The organism is Flavobacteriales bacterium (genome assembly GCA_019694795.1).
Classification (GTDB): domain Bacteria; phylum Bacteroidota; class Bacteroidia; order Flavobacteriales_D; family UBA2798; genus UBA2798.
In genome coordinates this window covers 1-9,787 of sequence record JAIBBF010000074.1, presented here as the reverse complement: position 1 = coordinate 9,787, position 9,787 = coordinate 1, and the positions used below count along the sequence as shown (strand labels likewise).

The 9,787-nt window shown below is 43.2% G+C and carries 6 protein-coding genes; 2 read left to right on the top strand and 4 right to left on the bottom strand.

Going from position 1 to position 9,787, the window contains the following annotated elements; genetic code table 11:
- Positions 1–833: 833 nt before the first annotated feature.
- From K1X56_13760 to K1X56_13750, 3 genes are all read right to left on the bottom strand, one after another.
- Positions 834–2,312: a Fic family protein gene (locus tag K1X56_13760; GenBank protein MBX7095782.1), complete on the bottom strand. Its 1,479-nt coding sequence runs from the start codon at positions 2,310–2,312 to the stop codon at positions 834–836.
- A gap of 471 nt (positions 2,313–2,783) precedes the next feature.
- Positions 2,784–3,179: a hypothetical protein gene (locus tag K1X56_13755; protein ID MBX7095781.1), complete on the bottom strand. Its 396-nt coding sequence runs from the start codon at positions 3,177–3,179 to the stop codon at positions 2,784–2,786.
- A 38-nt stretch (positions 3,180–3,217) separates the two neighbouring features.
- The gene (locus tag K1X56_13750) at positions 3,218–3,493 is read right to left on the bottom strand and encodes a hypothetical protein (protein MBX7095780.1); all 276 of its coding nucleotides are present in this window, start codon (positions 3,491–3,493) and stop codon (positions 3,218–3,220) included.
- 1,233 nt (positions 3,494–4,726) lie between these two features.
- Between K1X56_13750 and K1X56_13745 the strand changes: the two genes are divergently transcribed.
- A complete protein-coding gene (locus K1X56_13745; protein MBX7095779.1) occupies positions 4,727–5,128 on the top strand; it encodes a GIY-YIG nuclease family protein in 402 nt (133 codons plus the stop codon).
- On the opposite strand, the gene uvrA is transcribed toward K1X56_13745, so the two are convergent.
- The gene (uvrA, locus tag K1X56_13740; protein ID MBX7095778.1) at positions 5,098–7,908 is read right to left on the bottom strand and encodes an excinuclease ABC subunit UvrA; all 2,811 of its coding nucleotides are present in this window, start codon (positions 7,906–7,908) and stop codon (positions 5,098–5,100) included. The genes K1X56_13745 and uvrA overlap by 31 nt on opposite strands.
- 141 nt (positions 7,909–8,049) lie before the next feature.
- Between uvrA and K1X56_13735 the strand changes: the two genes are divergently transcribed.
- Positions 8,050–9,787: TonB-dependent receptor (locus tag K1X56_13735; GenBank protein MBX7095777.1), on the top strand; the 1,738-nt coding region annotated here is incomplete at its 3' end.

Sequence of the window (9,787 nt, the reverse complement as noted above, 5' to 3'; positions counted from 1 at the left end):
AGCGTGGAATCGGATGGTGGAAGGGCGGGCATACCACTAAGGCACAAGAACACGAAGTTGCACGAAGAATTTATTAAGAAGAACACAAAGGGTAAAAGGTAGAAAGGTAGTGGGTAGTGAGGAAAAATAGGAAGTGGGTAGAAGGGTAGTAGGAAAAAAAAGGAGTGATGAAATGGTAGTACACACCGTGCGTCATTCAGAGCGGAGCGTGGAATCGGATGGTGGCAGCGTGGGGTTGAAACACTGAGTACAAACCGTGCGTCATTCAGAGCGGAGCGTGGAATCGGATGGTGGAAGCGCGGGCATACCACTAAGGCACAAGAACACGAAGTTGCACGAAGAATTTATTAAGAAGAACACAAAGGGCAGAAGGTAGAAAGGTAGTGGGTAGTGAGGAAAAATAGGTAGTGGGAAGTGGGTAGAAGGGTAGTAGGAAAAAAAAGGAGTGGTGAAATGGTAGTACATACCGTGCGTCATTCAGAGCGGAGCGTGGAATCGGATTGTTGCAGGGTGGGGTTTGAACCACGGAGCACACACCGTGCGTCATTCAGAGCGGAGCGTGGAATCGGATTGTTGCAGGGTGGGGTTTGAACCACGGAGCACATACCGTGCGTCATTCAGAGCGAAGCGTGGAATCAGATGGTGGAAGGGTGGGGTTTAACCACTGAGTACAATCCGCGCGTCATTCAGAGCGAAGCGTGGAATCGGATGGTGGAAGCGCGGGCATACCACTAAGACACAAGAACACGAAGTTGCACTCAGAATTTTTTTGAATGCAAGATGGATAACAAAATTTTTTTCTGCAGCATGTTGAGATAAACGCTACTCAATTTTTAATTCGCTTCAAGTGCACCGTCATATACCAGCATTACATCAAAAGAAAGTTCTTCGGCTAATGATTTCAGGGTAAGTGTGACTTCAATGGGAAATTCATTATCCCTGGGCTCATCTTCCCATAAGTTCATTGGAATGTGAATGGGATGAGAGAATGTAAAAACAGGTTGATAGTGTATGGGAGAAATGAAACCGGAAATTGAAAATAATTGCGATCGATCATCCCCTTTTTTGTTTTTGCATTCAATGTGGAGTTCAGGATTTTCCTTAAAGATACGAGACGTCCATTCATCTGGCTTTTTCCAATCGAATAAAGGGATAAGAATTATTTTTTTTATCGTGATAAATGAATGTCGGTTCAAAAGTGTAAATGATTTGGAAAAATGATTTTTCTCGAATTTTAATGCAATATCTGTTTTAATCACAGTTAATTTTTCGGTGGTATAATTCGTTCCGGGTCCATTTCCATATTTCGATATCAATTTTGATTGGATCATTTCTGATAATAATTTTTTTATTGTGGGAAGTGGAATATTTAATTTTTTCGATATCTCTCCGGATTTACATCCTGGGTGACTATCAATAAACATATAAATCATTTTATCACGAGGCGACAATTGATTTTCGCTTTTACGCTGATCTAATTTTCGTTTTAATTTTTCCTGAATATTATAGAGGCAATCCAAAAAGAAAAGGATCCACGAAGTGATATCCTCTCCGGGTCGTTGTTGTTGGCAATCCATCAACACCTGATAATACTCTGCTTTTCGTTGTTCTATTTCATGTTCAAAGCTGACATATTGTATCCATGGATATCCATTTTTTAACAAGAGCAAACTAGCAATTAACCGGCTTAATCTTCCATTGCCATCCTGAAATGGATGAATACTTAGAAATTCATAAACAAAAACAGCAGATTTTATTAAGGCATGTGCCGTGTTATCTTTGCGATACCATTCAATGAGTGCTCGCATAGAATCTTCTGTTTCAATTCCTGGTTCACTGGTTTTGAAAATGGTTGTTTTGCTTCCGTCCGGGTGACTTGCTTCAACAGAGTTAGCAGTCAATTTATATTTACCGCGGTGATATTGATCTTTATGGCTATACTTTAACAATAAATGATGCAAATATTTTAAGCCATTCTCTGAGATATCAATGTCGGTGTACGATTCTGAAATTAAGTCCAACACATTATAATAACCCAACACTTCCTGTTGATCGCGATCTTCCAGTTTTTCAATTTTCACATGTGTAAAAATGAATTCTCTGATTTCATCATTCGTCATTTTGCTTCCTTCTATGCGTGTGGAGGCTCCTACGCTAGATACTGTTGCAATTGACTTTAATTGCTTTAAGGTTTGAATACCCTCTCTTCTTTCTATGCCTATCCATTCACCTCCAAATCGGTCTAAAGCACTTATTTTGTTCAGTATTTCAAAGTTCAACTGAACATGGAATGTATGTAATAGGTTTTTCATTTTTTAGAATACTTGATACGATAATATTCGTAAATATACGATTTAATGTTTGGAAAAGAAAAAAAATCAATACGATAATATACGATAATATCTGATATGGATTAGCTAAACATTTCTATTATACATTGATTTTTAGTCTTTTAAAGTGAATTCGTGACTTGTTTCAGTAAAATAATCCTGCTTAGCCCATTTTCAAGATACTTTTTGGGCAGAAGATAGAAGGGAAATGGGAAAAATAGGTAGTGGGTAGTGGGTAGAAGGGTAGTAGGAAAAATAGGTAGTGGGTAGTAAGGAAAAATAGGTAGTGGGAAGAGGGTAGAAGGGAAGTGGGGAGTGAGTTGGAATGGAAATAAAATCTGCGCGTCATTCAGAGCGAAGCGTGGAATCGGATTGTTGGAGGGCAGGGTTGAACCACTAAGGCACGAAGGGCACGAGGTGATTATTCCAAAAAAATAATTGGAGAAGGAATGGTTAATGTACAAGTTCCGGATGGAGACCTATCAGTGAAGATGTTAATATTAATTTGTCCTTGTAGGAGGAGGGAAGGTCCAGCAAACTTTTATCATCATCAATGATGAGGAAATCTTCATTCGAAATATTGTTTTCAAGGAAATGCAATAGCTCTTCCTTACGCGATTTACAATTAGGAAATACAGGTAGAAGATTAATTTCTCCGATATTTATTTCGCGATGCTGAAAAATCTCAATCCATTTCGAAATGGAATATTTAGTTCTGTGCGAGCTGGTGATAATAATTGTATCGCTGGGTCCTAAAATCTGATTAATGGCTTGTACGGCCTTTTTATCAAACGACATGAATCCGTCATTCAATAATTCAGGCTTTTCCCAACTTTTAGCTGGTAACATTACTCCGTCTATGTCTAAAAAAATTAGCACCATCTAATTTATGCAGATTCAAGGATTAATTCAAGATATTTAAGATCAATTTGATTAAAAAGCGCATCTTTTTCGTTTAGGAGCTTAATTTTTGTCGGTGTATCCCAATCTTCTTCCGATAATAGTACCGTATTCCAATGATAAGTTGATGTTGCAGAAGTTTTGAACGAGGGATAAACCTCAAGTTCGATGTTCGCTAAAAGGGATGCAATGTATCGATGATGTCCGTCAATAATGAGTTCCCCGTCCGTTTTGATTCCCGGAAATTGAATCCCTAAACTCATCTTCTTGTATAACCTTACCAGTATGGGGTAACATAATTGGGAATGACTTGGGATAAATTTTAATTCTGCGCTGGATAATAGATGATAAATTTCCTCGATGGTAATTTTTTTCATTTTTCTTTCAAAGAAATAATTATCCAACTAGTAAAATATTCGAAATGTATATTTGACGAATAATTGGCATTTTTTTTAAATAGCGATATCCGCGCGTCATTCAGAGCGGAGCGTGGAATCGGATGGTGGAAGGGCGGGGTTGAAACACTGAGTACAAACCGCACGTCATTCAGAGCGAAGCGTGGAATCGGATTGTTGCAGCGTGGGGTTTGAACCACGGAGTACACACCGCGCGTCATTCAGAGCGGAGCGTGGAATCGGATTGTTGCAGCGTGGGGTTTGAACCACGGAGCACATACCGAGCGTCATTCAGAGCGGAGCGTGGAATCGGATGGTTGCAGCGTGGGGTTTGAACCACGGAGCACACACCGCGCGTCATTCAGAGCGGAGCGTGGAATCGGATGGTGGAAGGGCGGGGTTGAAACACTGAGTACAAACCGCACGTCATTCAGAGCGAAGCGTGGAATCGGATGGTGGAAGGGCAGGGTTGAACCACGGAGTACACACCGCGCGTCATTCAGAGCGGAGCGTGGAATCGGATTGTTGCAGCGTGGGGTTTGAACCACGGAGCACACACCGTGCGTCATTCAGAGCGGAGCGTGGAATCGGATTGTTGCAGGGCGGGGTTGAAACACTGAGTACACACCGCGCGTCATTCAGAGCGGAGCGTGGAATCGGATTGTTGCAGCGTGGGGTTTGAACCACGGAGCACACACCGTGCGTCATTCAGAGCGGAGCGTGGAATCGGATTGTTGCAGGGCGGGGTTTGAACCACGGAGCACACACCGTGCGTCATTCAGAGCGGAGCGTGGAATCGGATGGTTGCAGCGTGGGGTTTGAACCACGGAGCACATACCGAGCGTCATTCAGAGCGGAGCGTGGAATCGGATGGTGGAAGGGCGGGGTTGAAACACTGAGTACAAACCGCACGTCATTCAGAGCGGAGCGTGGAATCGGATTGTTGCAGGGCGGGGTTGAAACACTGAGTACACACCGCGCGTCATTCAGAGCGAAGCGTGGAATCGGATGGTGGAAGGGTGGGGGATAGGAGATTATCGAAAGGTAAAGACAGTGCAATTATTAATTGAGAAAGAAAATAAATGCCTGTAGTTTCAAACCATGAAAACACCATGCGTTTATTTCCTGACCAACAAAAACAGAACCATATTATATTGCGGTGTAACCAACAACATACAAGTAAGATTACACTATCACTATTACAACTGGAAAACAAAAAATAAAAAGAGTTATACAGCAAAATACAACTGCATTTATCTTATTTACACCGAAGCGCATCCCACCATGGAAATTGCCATTCAACGGGAAAAACAATTAAAAACTTTTTCTAAATCAAAAAAATGGAATTTGATTTTAACTCAAAACCGGGCACTGAAATTCCTCAATGAAAAAATCATGAATTGGCCCCCGGCAGACGAAGTTTTAGCGGCCATAATTATCGATCCAAAAAATGGAAAGAAAAAAAACCATCCTCAACCCTCCGATAAAAATTTACCGGTATAGCTTTTCTTGATTTTTTTCAGGTCTTCGGGAAGACCTTCGTACAGAATGAAACCGCCTTCGTCGCCGCCTTCGGGACCAAGATCAATCACCCAGTCGGCGCATTTTATTACATCGGTATTGTGCTCAATAATTAAAACCGAATTGCCACGGTCAATCAACGCATTCATGGCATGCAGTAATTTTTTCACATCATGAAAATGCAAACCGGTAGTGGGTTCATCAAAAATGAATAGGGTGTTGTTATCGCCTTTTTCATTGCCTAAAAAGGAAGCCAGTTTAATCCGCTGTGCTTCTCCGCCGGAAAGGGTAGAGGAGGATTGTCCCAATTGAACATAACCCAATCCCACATCCTGCAGCGGTAATAATTTTTGCACGATTTTACTTTCCGTATCGCCTTTGCCTTTGCTGTGTTGCTGGAAAAAGGTAATGGCATCGTCGATGGTCATTTGCAACACATCAAAAATACTTTTCTCATGAAAGGTCACTTCCAGCACTTCATCGCGGTAGCGTTTGCCATTGCATTCTTCACACACCAAATGCACATCGGCCATAAACTGCATTTCTACGGTTATAATTCCTTCTCCCTCGCACACTTCGCAGCGACCACCATCTACGTTGAATGAAAAATGCGAAGCTTTAAATCCTTTTACTTTCGAACCCTGTTGCGCCGCAAATAAATTCCGGATTTCATCAAACGCTTTTACATAGGTTACCGGATTACTGCGCGAGGATTTACCAATGGGATTCTGATCGATAAATTCTACGGACTTCAACTGACGAAACGATCCTTCCAGTTTATCGAAAGCTCCGTTTTTATCGCCATGTCCGCCCAATGCTTTCGTAATGGCAGGATACAACACGCGTTTTACCAGACTCGATTTCCCCGATCCGGAAACACCGGTCACCACCGTCATAACCCCCAATGGGAATTTCACGGTAATATCTTTCAGGTTATTTTCTCTGGCACCGGTCACCTGAATATAATCTTTCCACTTGCGTTTTTTATCGGGCGCATCAATGCTTTCTTTTCCGGTGAGGTATTTCGCCGTCATCGATTTTTTTGCACTCAGCAATTCGCTGTGATCGCCCTGAAACACCACTTCACCACCGTGCGATCCGGCCATGGGACCCATATCAATAATTTCATCGGCAGCACGCATCACTTCCACATCGTGTTCCACCACAATTACGGTATTGCCTAAATCACGAAGTGTTTGCAAAACACCAATCAGTTTTTGGGTATCACGCGGGTGAAGACCAATACTCGGTTCATCCAAAATATACATCGATCCCACCAATGAACTTCCCAGTGAAGTAGCCAGATTAATCCGTTGCGATTCGCCACCCGACAAAGTATTCGCCGTGCGGTTGAGTGTAAGGTAACCGAGTCCAACATCGTTCAGAAATTTTAAACGACTGCGAATCTCCACTAAAATGCGTTGTGCAATTTTTTCTTCGTGTTTACCCAATTTCAACGTATCGAAAAAAGGAATCAATTCTTTAATGGGTTCAAACAATAAATCGCTGATGGATTTACCGCCGATTTTTACGTACTGTGCATCCTTGCGCAAACGCGTGCCGAGGCAATCCGGACAAGTGGTTTTCCCTCTGTAGCGCGATAACATAACACGGTACTGAATTTTGTACATGTTCGCTTCCAGGTGCAGGAAAAACGCATCGAGTCCGTCGAAATATTTATTCCCTTTCCACAGCACATTCATTTGCTCTTTACTCAGTTGCGAAATGGGTTTGTGAATGGGGAAATTAAATTTCTCGGCGTTTTTTATCAATTGTTTTTTCCATTCACCCATGGTCTCACCTTTCCAGCAAGCCACAGCATCTTCGTAAATGGAAAGTGCTTTATTCGGAATCACTAAATCCGGATCAATTCCAATTACACTGCCAAATCCTTCGCAGGTTTTGCAGGCACCGATCGGATTGTTAAAGGTGAAAAAATGTACATCCGGTTCTTCAAAGCTCATGCCATCGGCCTCAAAGCGTTTGTTGAATTTCTTGCGTGTTTTTTTCGCATCCTGCACTTCGAGAAAACATTCACCGTCGCCCTCAAAAAAAGCCGTCTCCGCCGAATCCGCAACGCGACTATCATTCTCATCATTGTTGTTTTCCGCAACAAAACGGTCAATCATCACAAACAACTCATCGCTGTTTTTAAATTTCCGCTGCAGCACTTCTTCCATGGCATACACTTCGCCATTCACTTCCACACGGGTGAAACCTTGTTGCATCAGTAACTCCAATTGCTTCTGATGCGTGCGGTCGTTTTTGCGAATGAGTGGTGCGTACAGAATCACACGGGTGCCTTGTGGCAGTTGTTTAACGTAGTCCACCACATCGCTCACGCTTTCTTTTTTTACTTCCTTGCCGCTAATGGGCGAATAGGTTTTTCCGGCGCGTGCAAAAAGTAGTTTTAAATAATCGTAAATCTCGGTCACCGTTCCAACCGTAGAGCGTGGATTGCGCGAAATCACTTTCTGCTCAATGGCCACTGCCGGCGAAATACCGCGAATGTTGTCCACCTCCGGTTTGTCGAGCCGACCCAAAAACTGGCGGGCGTAGGATGATAAACTCTCCACATAGCGGCGTTGACCCTCAGCGTAGAGCGTGTCAAAAGCCAGACTCGATTTTCCCGATCCCGATAAGCCCGTTACCACCACCAACTTATTGCGCGGCACGGCAACCGATACGTTTTTCAGATTGTGTACGCGTGCGCCTTCAATGAGGATGTGCGATTTTATACTGGGAGTGTTTTTTACAGGCATGGTGAGAAATGGAGCACAAAAATAGCAGTACTAAAGCAATTTCCCTAGAGAACAATCGAAGGGAATGAATGTTTATTGAAAAAAGCGTTATACTTTTATCGCGCCAATCGCGTTTTGGCATTTAAGTCCACCAAAAGCACAATGAGAACGCTCATTTTTACATGCATCATCCCCCTCATCGCCCTTTTATCACCGGGTGATGTAGCCGCACAGGAGAAATTTACCTTGTCGGGTTATGTAAAAGATGCTTCCACCGGCGAATACATGATGGCTGCCAATGTGTATGTAAAAGAACTGGCAAAGGGCACCACTACCAACGCTTACGGATTTTATTCCATCACGCTTCCCAAAGGGAATTATACCCTCAAATTTTCATTCATCGGTTTCGACGATCAGGAAAAATCGATAAGTCTCAATGCCGATACCAAACTCAATCTCGAATTGCAACCGGCTTCTACTACTATCGACGAAGTGGAGGTCACTGCCCGGGGCAGTGATGAAAATACCAAGAGCACCGATATGGGACGAATGGGTATTGAGGTGGAAAAAATTAAAACGCTCCCTGCTTTCATGGGGGAAGTGGATGTGCTCAAAACCATTCAGCTTTTACCCGGTGTACAATCGGCCGGCGAAGGGAATTCCGGTTTTTACGTGCGTGGGGGAGGACCCGATCAAAATCTGATTCTTCTTGATGAAGCGGTGGTGTACAATGCTTCGCATCTCTTCGGATTCTTTTCGGTCTTTAATGCCGATGCCGTTAAAAATGTGGAGCTGTATAAAGGAAGCATGCCGGCGAATTATGGGGGACGATTAGCTTCGGTGGTGGATGTAAACATGAAAGAAGGAAACAGTAAAAAGTTTGAGGTGGACGGCGGTATCGGATTAATTTCTTCACGTCTCACGCTACAGGGTCCCATAAAAAAAGATACCTCTTCCTTCATCATTTCCGCTCGTAGAACCTATATCGATGTATTGATGAAACCCTTCATCAAAGAAACATCGCCCTTTAACGGAACAGGATATTATTTCTACGATCTCAACATGAAAATGAATTATCGTTTCAACGATAAAGATCGTTTGTTCCTCAGCGGATATTTTGGTCGCGATGTCTTTAATTACTCCAATAAAAAAGCCGGCTTTAACGTAAAAATTCCCTGGGGAAATTCAACCGCCACCGTGCGATGGAATCACCTCTTCAACAATAAACTCTTCATGAATTTTTCGGCCGTGTATTCGCAATACCAATTCGAATTCGCCGCCGCGCAGGATGATTTCGAATTCGCATTGTTCAGTGGAATTACCGACTGGAACGGCAAACTCGATTTCTTCTACCAACCCAACCCGCGTCACTCCATTAAATTCGGTGCATTTTACACCTTTCACACCTTCGTGCCCAGTTCAGCAACCGCTAAGCAGGGAGATTTGGTATTCGATACGGGGGGACGCGTAAAACTTTTCGCTCATGAAAGCGCTTTGTACTTCAACGACGATTTCGATATCACCGAAGAACTGCGCATGTCGGTCGGACTCCGCTACTCGCTCTTCAATCAGGTAGGTCCATTCACCCGTTACGTAAAAGATCCCACCCTGGGCACCACGAGTGATACCATCACCTACAACAGAGGAGAATCCGTTGCACTGTATCACGGACCCGAACCGCGTGCTTCTTTGCGTTACACACTCAATAAAGTTTCATCACTGAAAGCAGCCTATACGCGCAATCTGCAATACATTCACCTTGCATCACTCTCGGCGGTTTCATTACCAACCGATGTATGGGTGCCAAGTACCGATCGCGTTAAACCACAAATCGGAAATCAATATTCCATCGGATATTTCCGCAACCTGCATAAAAACGATTATGAAACCAGTGTGGAAG